The 19,686-nt window shown below is 70.8% G+C and carries 11 protein-coding genes; 6 read left to right on the top strand and 5 right to left on the bottom strand.

Annotated features, from left to right (window positions below; translation table 11 throughout):
• Nucleotides 1-32: 32 nt before the first annotated feature.
• Nucleotides 33-2,204, top strand: coding sequence for a tetratricopeptide repeat protein (locus ACZ4LX_RS00890; protein WP_467636332.1), 2,172 nt, complete (start codon nt 33-35; stop codon nt 2,202-2,204).
• 123 nt (nt 2,205-2,327) lie between these two features.
• Here the strand turns inward: ACZ4LX_RS00890 and ACZ4LX_RS00885 are convergent, their stop codons facing one another.
• Nucleotides 2,328-4,196: a hypothetical protein gene (locus tag ACZ4LX_RS00885; RefSeq protein ID WP_467636328.1), complete on the bottom strand. Its 1,869-nt coding sequence runs from the start codon at nt 4,194-4,196 to the stop codon at nt 2,328-2,330.
• Between the two features lie 893 nt (nt 4,197-5,089).
• On the opposite strand from ACZ4LX_RS00885, the gene ACZ4LX_RS00880 reads away from it, so the two are divergent.
• Complete coding sequence (locus tag ACZ4LX_RS00880) at nt 5,090-7,156, top strand: phosphocholine-specific phospholipase C (protein WP_467636322.1); 2,067 nt, start codon at nt 5,090-5,092, stop codon at nt 7,154-7,156.
• 250 nt (nt 7,157-7,406) lie between these two features.
• Nucleotides 7,407-8,954: an MFS transporter gene (locus tag ACZ4LX_RS00875; protein WP_467636315.1), complete on the top strand. Its 1,548-nt coding sequence runs from the start codon at nt 7,407-7,409 to the stop codon at nt 8,952-8,954.
• 36 nt (nt 8,955-8,990) lie between these two features.
• On the opposite strand, the gene ACZ4LX_RS00870 is transcribed toward ACZ4LX_RS00875, so the two are convergent.
• Nucleotides 8,991-9,800, bottom strand: coding sequence for an IclR family transcriptional regulator (locus ACZ4LX_RS00870; RefSeq protein ID WP_467636310.1), 810 nt, complete (start codon nt 9,798-9,800; stop codon nt 8,991-8,993).
• A gap of 341 nt (nt 9,801-10,141) precedes the next feature.
• Between ACZ4LX_RS00870 and ACZ4LX_RS00865 the strand changes: the two genes are divergently transcribed.
• The 3 genes from ACZ4LX_RS00865 (at nt 10,142) to ACZ4LX_RS00855 (ending at nt 14,637) form a co-directional block, all read left to right on the top strand.
• Nucleotides 10,142-11,116 carry an arabinan endo-1,5-alpha-L-arabinosidase gene (locus ACZ4LX_RS00865; RefSeq protein WP_467636307.1) on the top strand — a complete coding sequence of 325 codons (975 nt, stop codon included), beginning with the start codon at nt 10,142-10,144 and terminating at the stop codon, nt 11,114-11,116.
• Between the two features lie 95 nt (nt 11,117-11,211).
• Entirely contained in the window at nt 11,212-13,335 is a 2,124-nt protein-coding gene (locus ACZ4LX_RS00860; protein ID WP_467636303.1) for a pectinesterase family protein, read from the top strand.
• 294 nt (nt 13,336-13,629) lie between these two features.
• Nucleotides 13,630-14,637, top strand: coding sequence for a LacI family DNA-binding transcriptional regulator (locus ACZ4LX_RS00855; protein ID WP_467636848.1), 1,008 nt, complete (start codon nt 13,630-13,632; stop codon nt 14,635-14,637).
• A gap of 63 nt (nt 14,638-14,700) precedes the next feature.
• Here the strand turns inward: ACZ4LX_RS00855 and ACZ4LX_RS00850 are convergent, their stop codons facing one another.
• Genes ACZ4LX_RS00850 through ACZ4LX_RS00840 form a run of 3 tightly spaced genes read right to left on the bottom strand, consistent with a single transcriptional unit; the run spans nt 14,701 to nt 19,680 of the window.
• On the bottom strand, nt 14,701-15,414 hold the full coding sequence (locus ACZ4LX_RS00850) for a glycoside hydrolase family 12 protein (protein ID WP_467636299.1): 714 nt from the start codon (nt 15,412-15,414) through the stop codon (nt 14,701-14,703).
• A gap of 40 nt (nt 15,415-15,454) precedes the next feature.
• Nucleotides 15,455-17,707 carry a glycosyl hydrolase family 95 catalytic domain-containing protein gene (locus tag ACZ4LX_RS00845; protein ID WP_467636296.1) on the bottom strand — a complete coding sequence of 751 codons (2,253 nt, stop codon included), beginning with the start codon at nt 17,705-17,707 and terminating at the stop codon, nt 15,455-15,457.
• Nucleotides 17,704-19,680 carry a beta-galactosidase gene (locus tag ACZ4LX_RS00840; protein WP_467636293.1) on the bottom strand — a complete coding sequence of 659 codons (1,977 nt, stop codon included), beginning with the start codon at nt 19,678-19,680 and terminating at the stop codon, nt 17,704-17,706. Before ACZ4LX_RS00840 ends, ACZ4LX_RS00845 begins: the two co-directional genes overlap by 4 nt.
• Nucleotides 19,681-19,686: the final 6 nt, after the last annotated feature.

Raw genomic sequence — 19,686 nt, 5'->3', positions numbered from 1 at the left:
GCGCGGAGCACCGGGAACGGGGAGTGCGATACATGCTGGATCCCATCTCGCTGTCGGCCGTATCGGCCGTGACGACGGTACTCGGCGCGGTCGGTTCGGGAATGGCCAACGAGGCGGGGAAATGGGCCTGGGAGTCGACCGGTGGATTCGTCCGCCGCATCGCGGGCCGCGAGGTACCGGCACCCACCACCCCGGGCGAACTGGACGATGTGGCACGGCTGATGGCGGACCAGTTCCGTCGCGACCCCCGACTGGCCGCCTCCTGGACGGCTTTCGCGTCCCGGGTGAACGGTGGTGTGCACGGGGCGCCCGGCGGAGCGGCCTTCGGAGCCGGCAGCCCGTCGCTCCCCGTCCCGACAAGGTTCTTCACCGACCGCAAAGACGCTCTGAAGGCGCTGGACCGTGAAGCGTCCCGGCGCGCGGACGGCACCCCGAGACTGGCCCTCGTGCACGGCGCCGAGGGCATGGGTACCAGTGAACTTGCCGTGCACTGGGGTACGCGACAGGCCGCGAGGTTCCCCGACGGCCAGCTGCACACGGACCTGGGAGCCGGCTCCGGTCTCGAGAACGTGCGCGAGCCGGGGACGGTACTGCGTGATCTGCTGCGCCAACTCGGCGTACCGGCCGAGGAGATGCCCACATCCGCCGCACAGCTCAGCGAGTACTTCCGCCGCTGTGTGGCGGACCGGAAGCTGCTGATCATCCTTGACCACGCGCACTCGGCCGCCCAGGTCCGGCCGCTCCTGACCTCGGCGCCCTCGGTGTTCATGATCGTGGTGGCCCGCACCCCGTTCCCTGGCCTCGACGCCGTAAGGGTCCCCGTCGGCCCGCTCACGGACAAGGACGCGGTCCGGCTGCTGACCAAGCTCCTCGACAAGCCCGCCCTCGCCGAGGCCAGGGCCACCCTCCCCTCCGTCCTCGCGCGGTGCGGCGGATCGCCGTACGCCCTGCGCGCGGCAGCGCCCCGCCTCACCGTCCCGGCGTCCGGCAGGAGTGCCGAAGGCGACCCCGTACAGGCGGCGGCGGAGGACACGTACCGTCTGCTGGATCCGGCGTCGGCGAGGCTGTACCGGCTGATGGCGGTACGTGCCTGGCCCGCCTTCGACGCGGCATCGGCCGCTCATGCGACGGGCACGGCCCCCGAGGAAGCGGCGGCATGTCTGGACGGGCTGGCGGATGTCCTCCTTCTGGAGACCGCCACCGCTGCCGACGGCCGCCCCCGCTACCACTACCGCGACGCGGTCCGCCGGCACGCGGAGGCCGTCGCCGTGCGGGAGGACGGAATCGCCGGGTGCTCGGCCGCGATGGCCCGGATGCTGAACCGGTACGCCGGCCTGTCGACAGCCGCGGCCCATCGGGCGCTTCCCGAGAGCTGGCGCGTCCCCGCACCCGCCGCAGCGCACCCGCCGCAGACGTACGAGAGCCGGGGCGCGGCCCTTGACGCGCTGATCGCGGAGGCGGGCAACCTGGTCCAGGCGGTCCACTGCGCCGAGGAGTCGGGCGACCCCGTGTCCGCCGTGCGGATCTGTCGCTCCCTGTGGCCACTGCAACTCAAGGCCGGACACCACGAGACGCTGCTGCCCGCACTCCGTATCGGAGCCCGCCTCGCGGACGCCCACTGGCCGGGCACGGCGGAAGCAGGCGCCCTGCACGCACAACTGGCCCACACTTTGACCGAGTTGCGCCGCTGGGAGGAGGCGGAGACGGAAGCGCTCGCCTCGTCCCGGGCCGAGGAAGCGGCCGGCCACCGGCGCGGTCACGCGTCGGCCACGGAGTTTCTGGGGCTGCTGCGGCTGAGGCAGTGGCGGTTCCAGGAGGCGTACACGTGCTTCGACGAGGCGGGAAGCGTCCTGGACGCCATGCTGCCCACGGACGAGGGAACAGCCGACGTCCCGCGCGCACAGGCCCTGCTGGAGCGCCACCGAGGCCGGGCCCTGCGCGGACTGGGCAGGACCGAGGAGTCACGGGAACGGCTGGAGACGGCGCTGCGGTACTTCCGGGAGCACGGCGACACGTACAACACGGCCAGAACTCTCACCGACCTGGCCGAGGCATACCTGGACGCCTCGGAGACCGGGGCCGCGCGCCCCCTGATCGAGGAAGCGATCGCAACGCTCGACGGACAGAGCGCCGAGTACCACGTGGCATACCTGCGGGGCATGCGCGAGCGCTGCGCGGCCGAGGAGCACCGGGACGCCGACTGACGCACCGCGTTTCCCACCGCGTGGCGTGGCGCGGTGGGACCGGTGGACCGGTTCGCCTCTCGCCATGGGGTGGGTTCGGTGGACCGTACTGCCTCTCGCCGTGGGGCGGGTACGGCGACAAGGTCACTCCTCGCCGTGGTCGGGGACCGGGACCACGTGCACGCGTGCGGCCCGTCCCCCGACCCGTACCAGGAACCCGTCATCCGTCAGACGCGAGAGCCGCCCCCGTACGTCCTCCCCGACGTCTCCGCCAGCCGACCCGAGCAGGGCGTGCAGAGCCGAGGCGCAGGCGCCGGGATCCACGGCGGTTCCCGCCAACCGCAGGAGTCCGCCCTGCCGCAGGCGGACGACACAGGTGTCCGGCCCGACGACGAACCCGGCCAGCGAGCATCCCTGATACCGCCGCAACACCTCGGCCGTCCAGATGGACGGAGACCCGAAGCGAGGATCGTCGGGTGGCCCGTCCCGGTAGATGACGTCGGCAAGTTCCAGCCGATCCACGTCACGGGTGTCCTCATGCACCGCGATGTGTGCGTCCGCGCCTTCGGGCCCGGCACCGGACGGGGGTCCCGCCCACCGGGTCACGGACACCTCGCCCGGACGGTCGACACGGGTGAGCACATGGAGGGGAGCGGTGACGGTGGCCGTTTCGAGACGGGGCAGCGGCAACGGCTCCAAGGTGGCGGTCCACTCCGGCTCCGCCGCACCCATCATCGAGTAGAACAACGCCCGCAACCGGGCCGCCGCCTCACCGGGCACGGACGAGGTGAAACCGGCGGGCCCGGGGAGCGGCCGATGCCGGTCGATGAGCCGCTCGATCTGCGTGCGCAGCGGCGCCCCGGGATCGAGGCGCGGGGCCTCCCGCATGAAGGCGGAGATCGGCGCATCAGGATCGAGTGCGTGCAGCGGGGCGGCCGCCAGCAGCACGGGTCTCCCAAGAGCCGCCGCGTAGTACGTCACCGAACCGTGGTCCCCGATCACGGCATCGGCGGCGAGCAGGGCCTGCCGCCACCCCTCCAGCGGATCGATCAGCATCAGCCCGCACCGCCGCGCCCGGTCGAGCCAGGCGCGGACCTGGCCGGGGCCGTGGCCGTGCCAGATGTTGGGGTGCAGGACAGCGGCGAACCGGTACGTGTCCACAGCGAACTCCCGCGCGAGCCGGGGCAGCAGGGCGGGCAGCACATCACCCCGGTCCCCGCTCCCTCCTCCGTCCCCGAAGAGGGAATCGGGGTTCCAGGTGGAGCTGAGCACGATCAGCCGCTGTTCCGCCCGCACGCCGAGTGCGCGACGGAACCGCTCGCGGTAGGGGCGGGCGGCGAGCATCCGGTCGAAGCAGGGATCACCGGCGAGAACAGCGGTCGGCGCGGCCTCGGGGCATGCGGCGCGCAGCCGGTCGGCCTGTTCGGGATGGGAGAGGACGAGTGCGTCGGCGAGAGGGGCCCCGTCGTCGGCCAGAACCCACTCGGGCGCGGTCCCGAACACTGGCGCGGTCCCGGACACTGGCGCGGTCCCGGGCACAGGCGCCGCACCTGTGTCCGAGGGCCCGGACCGCGACTCCGATCCCGATCCCGATCCCGATCCGGTGTCCGGTGTCCGGTGTCCGGTGTCCGGTGTCGCCAGCCTCTTAGCGTATCCAATGCCATGCGACAGGATCGCCAACTTGCCGCGAAATGCCTCCAGTCGGCCACCGAAGCTGGCGGAGACGACCAGATCGACCGGCGTCCGGGTGGCCTGCTCCCACGACAGGACGGGCACCCCGGTCCCCGTAAGCAGCTCGGCCGTGCCGGCGGAGAAGGGCGAGGACCCCGGGCAGGTGGCGAGGAGCTGGATCCGCAGATCGTCATCGAAGAGCGGCAACACGTCGAGGAGGCGCGTGGCGGCGGTGACGTTGTGCACGACGATCAGGACCCGCAGGCACGCTCCACGTGTGACCCACCGTGCCGCGTCGTCCCCGACGGGCACCCGCACCCACCCGTCCAGCCCCTGTGCCACCTGCGCCCCCGCTCGACTCACGGGCCGCGCAGCTGCCCGGCCGACCCGCCACGATAGCCAATGGGCGCGAGCAGCGCCCGTGTCGGGCGGTCATGGTCACCGAGGTTCCGCCGAGTGCGGCCTTCCGCGTCCCGCCCGCCTCGCGCTCCCGGAAGACGACCACGCGCAGCAGTGCGAACCGCCCGGCCCCGGCGATCGCCGACGCCGACAGGTAGACAGTCTGCTGCACGAACGCCGAAGGCTCGGACCGGATCGCGTACAGACAGAGCAGCGCCCCGGTCGTGAACGCGTAACTCACGGCGACGGTGAGCCCGGACTGGAGGTGCACGCCCCAGCCCCTGCGGTCACTGCGGAACGAGACCCGGCTGTGCAGTTCGGTCGCGATCACGGTGGACACGACGGTGACCAGAGCGTTGGCGAGGACGAGCGGCATCCGGCCATGGAGGAGGACCAGAACACCGCTGGAGGCAACCCCTACCCCGCCCCCGCAGATCACAAAACGCACGAAGGCCGCCAGGGCCGGGTGAAACGTGCGCGTCGGCCGGAGCGAAGGGGCGGTCACGAGGGTGCCTCCGAAGGCTGTGTGAAGCGGTGTGATCATTCCACCCCAGAACCTACGGACCCGGCGTCATCCGCACGACCTGGTTTCTCCCCCACTTTCCTGGGGGTTGTCCCCCAGGGGGCCGGGTAGCAGCCCCCCGACCGACCGACCGACCGACCGACCGACCGACCGACCGACCGATCCGGCCTGCCCAAGCCGTCCCTCACCGTCGCCGGATATTCACCCAACCGCTACCACGTGCACACCGCACGGGACTTCCCGGAGCTGCCCGGTTCTGGAACACTCCAGTCGCTCTCGCCCCCACATCCCCTCACCCCGCAGAGGCCCCCCCATGGCAGAACTCAACCGTCGCCGCCTCCTGCAACTGGCCGGAGGTGCGGCCGCCTACAGCGCGTTGTCGAGCAGCATCGCCCGCGCCGCGTCCCTTCCCGCACGAGGACGCACGGGCTCCCTCCAGGATGTCGAGCACATTGTCGTCCTGATGCAGGAGAACCGTTCCTTCGACCACTACTTCGGCACCATGAACGGCGTCCGGGGCTTCGGTGATCCGCGGCCGGTCACGCTGCCGGGCGGAAAGCCGGTCTGGCATCAGAAGGACCTCCTCGGCAAGGAGGTACTGCCGTTCCGGCCGTCCGCCGACGAGCTCGGGATGCAGTTCCTCCGGGACCTGAACCACGACTGGGCCGGCGGGCACCGGGCGTTCAACAAGGGTGCGTACGACCAGTGGGTGCCGGCCAAGACGGCGACGACGATGGCTCATCTGACACGTGAGGACATACCGTTCCACTACGCCCTCGCCGACGCGTTCACCGTCTGCGACGCGTACCACTGCTCGTTCATCGGGTCGACCGACCCGAACCGCTACTACCTGTGGAGCGGCTGCACGGGGAACGACGGCACCGGTGGCGGTCCTGTGCTCGGCAACGACGAGGCCGGGTACGGCTGGACCACTTACCCCGAGCGGCTGGAGCGGGCCGGGGTGTCGTGGAAGATCTACCAGGACATCGGTGACGGGCTCGACGCAGCCGGGTCCTGGGGGTGGATCGGCGATGCCTATCGGGGTACGTACGGCGACAACTCGCTCCTGTACTTCAACAGTTACCGCGACTCCGCACCCGGTGATCCGCTCTACGACAAGGCCCGCACCGGGACCGACATCAAGAACGGCGGCGGGCTCCTCGACGACCTGAAGGCCGATGTCCGGGCCGGGACGCTGCCGAAGGTGTCGTGGATCGTCTCTCCCGAGGCGTACAGCGAGCATCCCAACTGGCCTGCCAATTACGGTGCCTGGTACATCTCGCAGGTGCTGGACGCCCTGACCGCCGATCCCGAGGTCTGGGGCAGGACCGCCCTGTTCATCACCTACGACGAGAACGACGGCTTCTTCGATCACATCGTGCCGCCCTTCGTGCCGTCGGGGGCCGCGCAGGGGCTGTCCACCGTGGACACCTCCGCCGACTACTTCCCCGGTGACATCCGGTACACCGCAGGGCCGTACGGACTCGGCCAGCGCGTGCCCATGCTGGTCGTCTCCCCGTGGAGCACGGGCGGGTTCGCCTGTTCGGAGGTCTTCGACCACACCTCCGTCATCCGTTTCATGGAACAGCGCTTCGGGGTGCGCGAGCCCAACATCTCGCCCTGGCGGCGCGCCATCTGCGGTGACCTCACCTCGGCCTTCGACTTCAGCCGTACGGACGCCTCGGACGTCTCGCTGCCGTCGACCGACGCGTACGAGCCTCCGGACCGCCTCCGGCACCCCGACTACATCCCCGCGCCGCCCGCCAACGGCAGCGTGCCCAAGCAGGAGAAGGGGCCCCGGCCCACCCGTCCCCTGCGGTACGCGCCCTACGTCGACGGCGCAGCCGATACGGCCACCGGCAAGTACCGGCTCACCTTCAGCGGCGGCGCCACCGCCGGGGCGCAGTTCCTGGTGACCTCCCCGAACCGTACCGACGGACCCTGGACCTACACCACCGAAGCCGGCAAGTCCCTTGCGGACAGCTGGAACACCGCCTACTCCAAGAGCGTCACCGACCTCACCGTCCACGGGCCCAACGGCTTCCTGCGCACCTTCCGGGCAAGCGGGAGGACGGCGGGACCCGAAGTGACGGTGCGTCATGACGGTGCCACCGGGGGCCTTCAGCTGACCTTCGTCAATGGCGGCTCCGTGACCGCCCGCCTGACCCTGCGCAGTGCCGCCGGGTACGGGGGAGGAGTGCGGACCTTCGCGGTCGGTGCGGGCGCGACCGTCAAGCACGCGCTCGACCTGCGCGGCAGCAAGCACTGGTACGACTTCACGGTCGTCTCCGACGCGGACGCCACTTTCCTGCGGCGCTTCGCCGGACATGTCGAGACCGGCCGGGCCGGTTCGAGCGACCCGGGTCTCGTCACCGGGTGACCGGCGCCGCCCGGCCGGGCCGTTCCGTGGTGCGGAACGCCGGGCTGCGCGGGGACGAGGCACGCTCCTACCTTTGAGCCGTTCCCGGGGCAATGGGCCCCGGGAACGGTGGACGGTACCCGTCCGGTGGGCGGCAAAGGCCCGTCCGCTCACCCGCTCCAGCCCCGGAGGCTGCCAGTGATCGTGCGGGCCCCGAGCGGGTGAGTGATCGCCCGCGTTCCGCCGCCGCGGCGCACGTATCCCTGGAGCTGTGTTGTCCACTTCCGCCAAGACCCCCACCGGGCAGCCGGCCGCAGCCGGTGCCGGCCCGGGAAGCCGTAGCCGTCACCTCGGCGTCGTACTGACCCTGCTGGTGACCTGCTACCTCATGATCACCGTCGACAACACGGTCATGACGATCGCGCTCCCCGACATCCGCGCCGACCTCGGGTTCTCGGCCACCGGCCTTGCCTGGGTGCAGAGTTCCTACACCCTGACCTTCGGCGGACTGCTCCTCCTCGGCGGCCGCACCGGCGATGTGCTGGGGCATCGCAGAACCTTCGTATGGGGGGTGGCGGTGTTCACGCTCTGCTCCCTCGCCGGCGGCCTCGCCTCGGAGCCCTGGATGCTGCTGGCCGCCCGCACGCTTCAGGGCATCGGCGCCGCCTTCGCCTCTCCGGGAGCCATGTCGCTGCTGATCACCAACTTCGAGGAGGGGCCGCGCCGCAACCGGGCACTGGCCGTCTACTCCACCCTGGCCGGACTCGGCATGGCGACCGGGATGATCCTCGGCGGTGTTCTCACCGAGTACGCGTCCTGGCGCTGGGTCCTGTTCGCGAACGTTCCCTTCGGCGTCGCCGTCGCCCTGCTCACCCCGCGCTTCGTCGCCGACTCCCGGCCGCACCCGGGCCGGCTGGACCTCGCCGGAGCGGTCACCGCGACCGGAGGCATGGCGGCGCTGGTGTACGGAGTCGTCCGGGCCTCGTCCGACGGATGGGGCGATCCGCTCACGCCGGCTTCGTTCGCCTCGGCCGCGGTGCTGCTCGCCGTGTTCCTCATCCTTCAGATGCGCGTCGACACGCTCATCGTGCCGCCGGCGCTGTTCGCCGTCCGTAACCGGGCGGCGGGCTATGCCACGGTCTTCCTCTCGATGGCGACGCTGTTCGGCGCGCTGTTCTTCCTCTCCCAGTTCCTTCAGGGGCCGCTCGGCTTCACCCCGGTCAAAGCGGGGCTCGCATTCCTGCCGATGGCCCTCGGCATGTTCGGCACGTCCCGGATCACTCCGAAGCTGCTGCCCCTGCTCGGCGCGCGGCCGCTGATCGTCTCCGGCATCACGCTGGTCGTGGCGGGCGCGGCCTGGCTGGCCCAATTGCACGCCACCACCGCGTACATGCCGCATCTGGCCGGGCCCATGGTGCTGCTCGGCATCGGCATCGGAAGCTTCCTCATGCCACTGAACTCGCTGATCCTGGCCGGGGTCGCCCCGCAGCAGGCGGGCGCGGCGGCCGGGGTGATGCAGACCATGCAGCAGGTCGGCGGATCGCTGGGGCTCGCGGTGCTGGTCACGGTGTACGGGACGACGCTCGCGCACTCCGGCGCGCAGCCGGGGGAAGCGGTCGCGGACAGCATGGCGAACGCGTTCATCGGGGCGACGGTGTTCTCCGCGACCGCCCTGGTGCTGGTGACTGTGGCGGTCGGGGTCCGCAGCCCGGCGGCGGCGCGGGACTCTGGTGCGAGTGCGAGTGCGAGTGCGAGTGCGAGTGCGAGTGCGAGTGCGGGCGCGGGCGCGGGTGGGAGTGCGGTGGCGGACGAGGGCTGATCCACGGGCACGCCGGGGTGCCGGACGCCTTGCCGCTCAGGCGTGTCCAGTCTCCGCACGGGAGGCCGCGTGGGCGATCGTGCGCAGGTGCCGCGTAGTCTCCGCAACGTCGAGCCGGTGCGCGGGGCCGCACACCGAAACGGCGGCGACCGGCGTTCTGCCGCGGCCACGCACCGGCACCGCCAGGCACATCACCCCGGGGTGGAACTCCCCGCGGTCCAGGGCGAATCCCTCGCTCCGGACCGCATCGAGCTCCCGCCGGAGTCCCGGTGAGGAGTGTGCGAGGAGCGGTGCGTCCTCGGTGAAGGCAAGGAGCACCTTGCCCAGAGCGGTGTGGTGTGCGGGCAGCACGCTGCCCACGCGGATGGGCAGCGCGGCGCTGCGCAGGTCGTGCAGCCGTTCCAGGCAGAGCACACCCTGATCGCGCAGCACACCGAGATGAACCGCCTCGTCGGTGAGACGGTAGAGGTCCAGCAGGTACGGCAGCAGCCGGTCGCGCAGGTGCGAGGTCCGCATGCAGGGTGTCTGCCGGACCAGGTCGAGGACCCGGCTGCCGAGGCTGTACCCGGCGAACCGGTGGGTGGCCAGGCCGAGTTCGGTCAACAGGGCGAGAATGCGGTGGACGGTCGTCTTGGGCAGGCCGAGGCGTCGGGACAGCTCGGAGACGCCGGCCGAGCTGCCGTCGCCGGGCAGGCTGTTCAGGACGAGCAGCGACTTCTCGACCGCACCGGGTGGCGTCGGACGCTCCTGGACGGCCGAATCCACCGCGCTGCGGATGGCTGCCCGGGTGGCATCCCGTGCGGCCGTGGCGGCATGTACCGGCGAGGGGTCGTCTGCCGTGGTCATACGAGTCCGAGTCATGGTGTCCATACTCCTCGGCCGGTGGCGGGCGTGGCCGGTACACAGATGACTGTTCATCAATGGGCAAGCTTGTGAGAGTTCTGCCGCACACCATCCGGGCAGGGCGCGCGACCTGTTGACGCGGGAGCCGTTGACGCGGGAGCCGTTCGGCCCTACGGTCCGTTCGAAGTTACGAGCAGTATTCGGTATATCGAACACGCTGCGGTCGCGTGTCGAAGTCACCGAATTATCCGAAACAGCGCATCCCGACGGCAACCGGAAGCCCGTCGGCGGCAACTGCCCCACGAGCCCCCGCTCCTCCCGTAACCGAACACAGGAGGCCCCCCATGAGCCGCACCACCCTCCGAAGGACCCTCGCGGTGCTCCCCGCCGCGCTCCTCCTGGCCCTCGTGCCGGGCAGCGCGTCCGCGTACCCCAACCCCGGCACGGTCACCGGGGACATCGCCGTCCACGATCCCTCGATGGTCCGGACGTCCTCGGGGCAGTACCTGCTCTACTCGACCGGCGACAACCTCCAGCTGCGCACCTCCACGGACCGCACCGCCTTCGGCCGCTCCGGATCGGCGTTCAGCACACCGCCCAGCTGGTGGAAGAACTACTCCTCGGCCTCCGACCCATGGGCGCCCGACATCTCGTTCCACGGTGGCAAGTACCTGATGTACTACGCGGTCTCGTCCTTCGGGTCGAACACCTCGGCCATCGGACTGGCGGGTTCCGCCACCGGGCAGCCGGGCAGCTGGACCGACTACGGCATGGTGTACACCTCCACCTCGTCGAGCGACTACAACGCCATCGACCCCAACCTCTTCGTTGACGACGACGGCACGTGGTGGCTGTCCTTCGGCTCCTGGTGGACCGGGATCAAGATGATCCGCATCGATCCGTCCACCGGCAAGCAGTACTCCGGTGACACCGCACGGCGCTCGCTGGCCTCCCGGCCCACCGGGACCAAGGCGGTCGAGGCGCCGACCGTGGTGAAGCGGAACGGCTACTACTACCTGTTCGCCTCGTACGACACCTGCTGCGCGGGCACGAGCTCGACGTACAGGATCAAGGTGGGACGCGCCACGAGTGTGACGGGGCCGTACTACGACCGGGGCGGGGTGAACATGCTCAGCAACGGCGGGACGGCGGTGCTGGAGTCGCACGGCCGCTACATCGGGCCCGGCGGACAGTCGGTGCTCGCCGACTCCGACGGAGACCTGCTCGTCTACCACTACTACGACGGCCAGGACAACGGGACCCCGAAGCTGGGCGTCAACCTTCTGAACTGGAGCAGCGGATGGCCCGTGGCGTACTGATCTGACGGTCCGTCGCACCTGCTCGGCAACCATGCGGCCACCGGCGGCAACCAGTACCTGAACGCCACATCACCTCAACGGAAACGGTTCAGGTCATGACAGCGGAACGCCGCACGGCGCAGCACACCCCCCACCTGCCCGCAGGCGCGAGCCACCGCGGCCGCAGCCGCGGAACACGACTGGCCCTGGCGGCAGCCGTCGCCACCACCCTCGCGGCCGGACTCTCCGCCACCCCGGCGAACGGTGCCGCGGCGAGCAATGCCACTGCGAACAGTGCCGCGGAGATCCGGAACGCCCCCTACCCCGCCTCGTCGGCCGCCTCCCCGGTCCGGGCCGACGAGGCGGCCGACGGCTATGCCTCGGTCGACGCGCTGGGGCAGGACGGCACCTACGGCGGGCGCGGCGGTGAGACCGTGACCGTGCGCACCCTCGCCGACCTGGAGAAGTACGCGACGGCGGCACAGCCGTACGTCATCGTCGTCGCGGCGGCCATCACCATGGATCCCAAGGGCAGGGAGATCAAGGTCGCATCCGACAAGACGATCATCGGCTCCGGTACCTCCGGGCACATCGTCGGCGGCGGCTTCTTCCTCGGCCAGGGAGTGCACAACGTCATCATCCGAAACCTGACGATCCGGGACTCCTACGCCGGGATCTGGAACGACAAGGACCACGACTGGGACGCGATCCAGATGGACGGCGCCCACCATGTGTGGATCGACCACAACGATCTGCGGAACATGGCCGACGGGCTGATCGACAGCCGGAAGGACACCACCTACCTCACCGTGTCCTGGAACCGCCTCCAGCACGACAACAAGGCATTCGGCATCGGCTGGACCGAGAACACCACCGCCGACATCACCATCCACCACAACTGGTTCCACGAGACCGAACAGCGCAACCCCTCGACCGACAACGTGGCCCACGCCCACCTGTACAACAACTTCCTCCAGGACGACCCGGGCACGGACATCACCACCAGCTACGGCAACTACGCCCGCGGAAACACGAACATGGTCCTGGAGAACAGTTATTTCGACGGTCTGAAGAACCCCGTCACCCGGGACAGCACCGCCACCCTGGTCCAGCGCGGCAGCGTCTTCAGTGGCACGAGCGGACGCAACGAGAGCGGCGGCGGTACGTCCTTCGACCCGCACGACGCCTACCCGTACACGCTGGACAGCGCCGCCGATGTCCCCGCGCTGGTGAAGGCGGGGGCGGGACCGCGCTCCACGGTCGCGGCGACGGCCGCCGCCGCGACCACGCTCACCGTCGCCAAGGACGGCAGCGGTCAGTACCGCACCGTGCAGGCCGCCGTGGACGCGGTGCCCACGGGCAACACGGCCCGGACCGTCATCGCGATCGCGCCCGGCACCTACCGCGAGCTGGTGAAGATCCCGTCGGCCAAGCAGAACGTCACCCTCCAGGGCACCGGCCCCAGCCGCAAGAGCACCGTCATCGTCTACGACAACGCCTCGGGCACACCGAAGCCCGATGGATCGGGGACGTACGGAACGAGCGGCAGCGCGACCGTCGCCGCCGAGGGGGACGGCTTCCAGGCCCGTAACCTCACCATCGCCAACGACTTCGACGAAGCCGCCCACCAGGACATGAGCGGGCTGCAGGCCGTCGCGCTGCGCACCGCTGCCGACAAGGTGTTCCTCGACTCGATCATCACCGAGGGGGACCAGGACACGCTGCTGCTCGACACCGCGGCCAAGGACAAGCTGGGCCGGGTCTACATGACCGGTTCCTATGTCGTCGGCAACGTCGACTTCATCTTCGGCCGGGCGAGCGCGGTCATCGACGGCTCGGTCATCACGCTGAAGAAGAGGTGGGACGGCAGCTCGGCGGGGTACATCACCGCTCCGAGCACGGCCGCCGACCGCAAGGGCTTCCTCATCAACAACTCCACGGTCAACGGCGACGTCGCCGCCGGGAGTTTCTATCTCGGACGTCCCTGGCACGCCGGCGGCGACGCCACGCTCGATCCGATGACCACCGTCCGCGACACCACCCTGAGCGCGGCGATCCGGCCGGCGCCGTGGACCGACATGAGCGGGTTCTCCTGGAAGGACGACCGGTTCGCGGAGTACCGCAACAATGGACCGGGCGCAGGTTCGGCGAGCGGTGACCGCCCGCAGCTCAGTGACAGCGGGGCGGCCGGGCAGGAGACCGCCGACTGGCTCGGGAGCTGGACCCCCTCCGCCTCCTGAACCGCGCAAGCCCGCGTGCCCCTGATGTCCGGCCGCGCGGGCCGGGCATATCGTGGCGGTAGCCGAAACGGCTGCCGCCACGTCCGGCCCCGGGTGGCGGGCCGCCGGGCCATCGAGTCGAAGCGCTTCGACAGTACTATGGACACTCTGTGTGGGCCGGTCTAGGCTCGCCTCATCCGGGCATGTCACCGGCGGATCAAGTGAAGTCGAAGCGCTTCGCCGCATCTGACCGAAACTGCCGGTGCAGGCCGGTTTCCGTGCCGGTGTCGACGATGTCCCTTGATGGAGAGCCGAATGGTCACCCTTGCCGAGGTCGCACAGCACGCCGGAGTCTCCGCGAGCACGGTGAGTTATGTCCTCAGCGGGAAGAGGTCCATTTCGGTTGCCACCCGGGAGCGGGTCGAGTCGAGCATCCAGCAGCTCGGCTACCACCCCAACGCCGGTGCGCGGGCCCTCGCCAGCAGCCGGTCGAACATCATCGCGCTCATGGTGCCGCTGCGTACCGACATGTACGTCCCCGTGATCATGGAGATCGCCATCGCGGTCGCCACCACGGCCCGCACCCACGGCTACGACGTCCTGCTCCTCACCGGTGAGGAGGGGCCCGCGGCGGTGCGGCGCATCGCCGGCAGTTCGCTGGCCGACGCGATGATCCTCATGGACGTGGAGCTCCACGACGAACGGCTGCCGCTGCTGCGGGAGACCGACCGGGCCGCGGTGCTCATCGGACTCCCCGCCGATACCGACGGACTCACCTGTGTGGACCTCGACTTCGAGGCCACCGGGGCTCTCTGCGTGGAGCACCTCGCCGGTCTCGGTCACCGCGAGGTCGCCGTGATCGGCGCGGCGGCCGCCGTGTACGAGCGGCACACCGGATTCGCCGAGCGGACGGTCGACGGCATACGCGCCAAGGCGCAGGAGACCGGCGTGCGCGTGCTCCACCGGCCCTGCGAGGGCGGCTACCCGGCGATGGCCCAGACCCTGTCGCGGATCTTCGACGAGCGCCCCGGCACCACGGGTTTCGTCGTACAGAACGAGTCGGCGGTGGAACCGCTGCTCAACCTTCTGCGGCAGCAGGGCCGGGCGGTGCCCGAGGACGTGTCGGTGGTCGCGATCTGCCCGGAGCAGGTGGCCTCCCAGGCCTCGGTGCGGCTCACCTCCGTGGCCATCCCCGCGCAGGAGATGGGGCGCCGCTCGGTCGAGCGGGTCGTCGCCAAGCTCTCCGGCCGCAGTGCGGACGAAGTCGAGCTGCTGGCACCCGAACTGACGGTACGTGAGAGCACCGGGCCCGCCCCGAGGTAGTGCAGCGGCACGGAAGCGCACGAGCCGGCCCCCGTGCGGGGGCCGGCTCCTTGTGTGTGGGGCTCAGCCGGAGGAGACGCCGAATCCGTTGGTCATGAAGTCCAGTCCGCCCGACGACGAGGTGATCTCGTAGCCGAACTGGACGTCACCGATGGTCTCGTCGCCCCACCAGCCCTTGGTGTCCTTGATCCATTTCAGGATCGGCAGGATGTTCACCGTGCCCGAGGTGGAGTCCGAGGTGCGCAGGAACGAGAAGACCTGGTTGGCCCCGTTGTCGCCCTTGTAGACGGTCCAGGTGTGGCCGCCGAGCGTCACCGTTCCCTGCGAGGTGCCGAGCGGGCCCACGGCGCCGTTGTAGTTCACCCAGAGCATCACCTCGTAGTCGTAGTCGCTGTCCCAGATGTCGTACGAGGTGTTGTAGGCGCCCGACGACGGGACGGTGACGTTGTAGGTGCTGGTGAGCGACGACAGCGAGGTGATGGACTTGTTGACGACCTTCTTGGCGTTGGGGTACGACTTGATGCCGCCCGTGTTCGGGTGGTCGGCCCAGACACCCCAGTTGCCGGACGAGTTGGCCCAGATGGACTGCGAACCTGCGCCGGATCCCCAGATGTTGTTGTAGAGGGTGTAGCCGTCGGACGTGGTGTAGTTGCCCCACTGGTCCGAGGAGGACCAGATCGCGGCCTGGGCGGGGGCGGTGGCGAAGCCGATGAGGGCCGCCACCGCTGTCGCCGGAGCCAGTACGAACCTGCCGAGGGTGCGGGTGCGTCGTGCCATGGTTGTCCTTCCATGGTGGGGGGATGGGGTGGGGGGAGTGCTACCGCCTCCTCAGATCGAGGACACGGTCCACGCCGGCCGTCAGCTCCAGCGGAGCGGCGGTGTTTCCGGCGGAGGAATCGGTGAGGGTGCTGCGGTCGCCCGTACGGACATCGATCCGGGCGTCGCGGGTGGGATGCAGCACCGCGGTCGCGGTGCCGTCGGAGTACCAGCGCAGATCGAGACCGGCACCGAACCTGGTGCGTATGCCCATCAGTTCGCCGCTCGGGCAGCCGGCCAGCGGTGCGGGAAGCAGGACCAGCCGGTCGGGCGTCGACTGGACGAGCGACTCGATGACCGCGGCGGGCAGTGCGTGGGCGGCGTCCGCGTTGTAGACGTCGCGGGAGGGGTAGTGGGCGCTCATCAGTGAGTCGTGGAAGAAGTCGCCCGCCAGCACGGCGTCCAGCGCGGCCGAGACCCGTTCGCCGTCGCGGAGGCGTGCGGCGATCAGCGCGTGATGGAGATGCCCATGTGCGGAGTCGTTCTCCGATCCGCGCAGTTCCAGCGCGCGGTGCGCGGCGGCCGCGAGCTCCGGGGTGTCGTACGGGTTGACCGCGTCCAGCGGCCACACCGGGTAGAGGTGGCTGAGGTGGCGGTGGTCGTACGTCTCCTCCAGGCCGGGCCACGCCCATTCGGCGAGCGCGCCGTCCTCGTTGACCCGGTAGTCCGGGAGCCGTTCCGCGAGCTCCAGCCGCCGCGCGGAGGCCGGAGCGGTGGGGGAGCGGCCGGCCGACACGGTGAGCGCGTGCCGGGCCGCCGCGAGGTCCATGGTCGCGTTCACCGTCCCCCAGCTCGCGTTGGCCGGACGGTTCTCCGGAGAGTACGAGGGCACGACCGCCACCGTGCCGTCGGGTGCGGTCCGGGTCAGGAAGTCCTCGTAGAACAGGGCAACTTCGTGGAGCGCGTCGACCAGCCGGGGGTCCGTCGCCCCGCTCGCCTCGGCGTGCTCGATCAGCGGCTCCAGGAGCCAGTCCGCCCCGGCCGTCCACAGATGCAGCGGATAGGCCCGCTGGTAGTGGCGGGTGTGGCCGGACTCGCCGTCGGTGTGGGACGGGGCGACGATCCCGCGCGCCCCGAAGATCGCCCTTGCGTTGTCCCGCCAGTCCGCCAACTGCCCGTACACCAGCGAGGCATGGGCCTCGGACACCTCGGGCAGCGCGGCGGCCGGTGCCGAGGCGATCTGGAGGTTGAGGTTGGCGTTGGTCGTGAACGCCCCCGACCAGGCGGTGTCCCAGTCGCCCGTCCACAGACCGGTCAGCCGCGGCGGCAGCACACCGGAGGCCGAGAACAGGTGGTACCGCCCCGCGGCGAACAACCGCTCCAGCAGGGCGGGGCTGTCCGGCCGGCGTACCAGCTCGCTGCCGGGCAGCGCGCGTTCGGCCGGATCGGCGTCCAGGGCCAGGGAAGCCCGCCGGAAGGCCGGCCGGTGCAGGGCGATGTGCCGGGCCAGCAGCGTCGGATAGTCGTCCTGCGGCAGGGCGGCGCACTCCGCCGCGAGGTCCGGGCTGCCCGTGTGGCGCCGCACCCGGGTGAGCAGCAGCAGGCTCCGGGCCCCCTCGACCCGGATCCCCTCGCCCGCGACCGACACCCGGCCGCCGTCCGCCCGTACCACGGTCACCCCGGTGTAGGCGAGTTCGCTGTCCGGGTAGCCCACCCGCAGCGACAGCCGGCCACCGCCCGGCGTCAGCACGGTGCTGCGGCCGATCGCGAGGCGCGGCGGAGCGCCCGGCAGCGCGTGGTCCAGGGTCAGGTCCACGGCGAGCCCGGGGCCGGTGACGTACTGGACGATCACATCGTCGGCGCGGGAGACGAAGACCTGACTGCGCCGGCCCTCGCACTCCGCGGTGATCTCACCCGTGCTGAAGTCGACCGTACGGCGGTAGCCCGGGGGCGGCCCGGCGTCCTCGGAACCGGACGACGTGTCGGGGGTGTGCCGGATCCTGGTCTGGAAGGCCGGATGGAAGGGCTGCACCCACGCCAGCGGCCGGCCCTCGCCGAACCGCTCGGCGGCCGTGGTGTCCCCGGCGAGCAGGTCGCTCTGCAACTGGTCGAGCCGCCCGGCGAGCTCGGGCGGACGCAGGTGCTCGCTGCCGTTCGGCCGGACCAGGGTGTGGTGGTTGACGATGACCCGGTCGTCGACCGGGTCCCCGTACACCATCGCACCGTGCCGGCCGTTGCCGCCGAGGAAGGCGTCCTCCCAGCGGACGGCGGGACGCGGCTCCCATGTGCCGTCGATTTGCGTGCGGACGGTCACGGCGCGGCGCTCCGCAGCACGGCCACGCCGTAACGCCCCAGCTCCACCCGGTCCTCGACCGCACGGCCCGTCAGCAGTTCCTCGTGCGCCCCCGGCACCGCCACGGTGACGGTGTCCCGCCCGTGGTGGAGCAGGAAGAGCAGTTCGCCCCGGCGGACCGCCTCCACCCCGTCGGGCAGCCCCGCGAGCACCGGCTCCGCGCCGGCCTCCCGCACCACGCCGCCGAGCAGCGCACGCAGCGCCTCCGGCTCCGGCAGCGTCGACAGATAGTGCGCCCGGCCCCTGCGGAGCACGGCGGGCAGCCCGGCCAGCTCGCCGTCGCGGTACGCGGCCACCACCTCGGTGCCCTCCGTCGCCTCCAGCTCCTCCGACCAGAGGGTGCCCCTGAAGCCGTCGCACTCCACGGCCGAATCCGCGTCGAGCGGCCACCACTCGTGCAGCGTGCGGATCCCGAACAGCTCACGCAGCCGGGCGTCCATGCCACCCGGCCTGATGCGGTCGTCGGCGTCGGCGACCCCGCTGAAGAAGCCGCAGACCAGTGTTCCGCCGCCCTGGGCGTACGCCACGAGGTTGTCGATCGAGGCGTCGTCGAGCAGATACAGATGGGGTACGGCGACCGCCTTGAACCGGCTCAGGTCGGCGTCCGGGCGGGCGAACTCGGTGGTGACACCGTTCTCCCACAGCGCCCGGTGCCAGCGCTGCACGACCTCGGTGTAGTCCAGCAGCGAGGACGGCCTGCCCTCCTGCGTGTCCGCCCACCACGAGTCCCAGTCGTGCAGCACCGCCACATCGGCGGGTACGTCACCGCCGCCGACGGCGGGCCCGAGCGTGGCGAGTTCCGCGCCCAGCCGCTTGATCTCGCGGAAGGTGCGGCCCTGTTCCCCGGCATGGGTGAGCATCCCGGAGTGGAACTTCTCCGAGCCCTGCCGCGACTGCCGCCACTGGAAGTAGCAGACCGCGTCGGCCCCGCGCGCCACGGCCTGGAGCGACCAGAGCCGGTTCAGGCCCTCGGGCTTGGGGTGGTTGACGCCCCGCCAGTTGACCGGCCCCGCAGCCTGCTCCATCAGCATCCACGGCCCCGCGGCCTGCGAGCGCGTCATGTCGGCGAGCATCGCGTTGTACTGGCCGCCCTGCGGGTCCCTCGGATCCGGATAGATGTCGACGGAGACGATGTCCTCCTGCGCCGACCAGGCCCAGGCGTCCTGCCCCGACCACAGCGGCATGAAGTTCGTCGTCACCGGAACGTGCGGGGTGTGCCGGGCGACGATGTCGCGCTCGGCGACGTAGCACTCCATCAAGGCGTCGGAGGTGAACCGCTTGAAGTCCAGCCCCTGGGACGGGTTCTTCATGTACTGCGCCTTGCGCGGCGGCAGGATCTCCGTCCAGGAGTCGTAGCGCTGACTCCAGAACGCCGTGCCCCACGCCTCGTTGAGGGCGTCGACGGTGCCGTAGCGGCTGCGCAGCCACCGGCGGAAGTGGGCGGCGGTCTCGTCGCACCAGCAGTGCGTGCAGTACTCGTTGTTGATGTGCCAGACGGTGAGCGCGGGATGGTCCGCGTACCGCGCCGCGAGGTCCTCGGTGAGGGCGGCCGCGTAGCGCCGGTAGACCGGTGAGCTCGCGCAGAACTGCTGGCGCGAGCCGTACCAGACGACCGATCCGTCCTCCGTGCGCGGCAGTGTCTCCGGGTGCCGCGCCCCCATCCAGGGCGGCGGGGACGCGGTCGGGGTGGCGAGCACGACACCGATGCCGTTCGCGTGCATCAGATCCATCAGCCGGTCCAGCCAGCCGAACTCCCTCGCGCCTGGGCGTGGTTCGATTTTCGCCCAGGAGAAGACGCCGAGGGTGACGGAGTTGACGCCGGCCTCCTTCATCAGCCGGGCGTCGTCCTCCCACACCTCCTCGGGCCACTGCTCGGGGTTGTAGTCGCCTCCGAAGAGGATGCGGCCACGGGCTGCGTCGCGCAGGGACGGCATGGCGTC

This window comes from Streptomyces sp. NPDC026062 (assembly GCF_055568375.1).
The sequence above is the reverse complement of the archived record's forward strand: the minus strand, read 5'-3'. Positions and strand labels throughout refer to the sequence as shown.